A 262-nucleotide genomic window follows, 5' to 3' on the forward strand; every position below is an offset into this window, starting at 1 on the left:
GCTCGCGGCCTCGCGAAGCGTATGGCAGGCATCGGCGTGACAGTGAATTCGGTCCTGCCCGGGCCGACTTTTACCGAGGGAGCGGGCGAAATGCTTAAGGACCAAATCACGGCCGACGGGTCCTTTGAGCAAGTCGGTATTGACTTCGTGAAGACCTATCGACCGACCTCTATCATCCAGCGACCCGCAACGGTAGAAGAGGTTGCGAATATGGTGGTCTATGTCGCCTCCAGGCAGGCATCAGCGACGACCGGTGCTGCGC

Annotated in this window: 1 protein-coding gene; it reads left to right on the forward strand. The window is 59.9% G+C overall.

Going from position 1 to position 262, the window contains the following annotated elements; genetic code table 11:
• Positions 1-262, forward strand: a 262-nt coding sequence (locus SB771_RS35145; protein ID WP_410722063.1) for an SDR family oxidoreductase, incomplete at both ends; no start/stop codon positions are given.

Source organism: Burkholderia sp. SIMBA_051 (genome assembly GCF_046534915.1).
Classification (GTDB): Bacteria; Pseudomonadota; Gammaproteobacteria; order Burkholderiales; family Burkholderiaceae; genus Burkholderia; species Burkholderia ambifaria.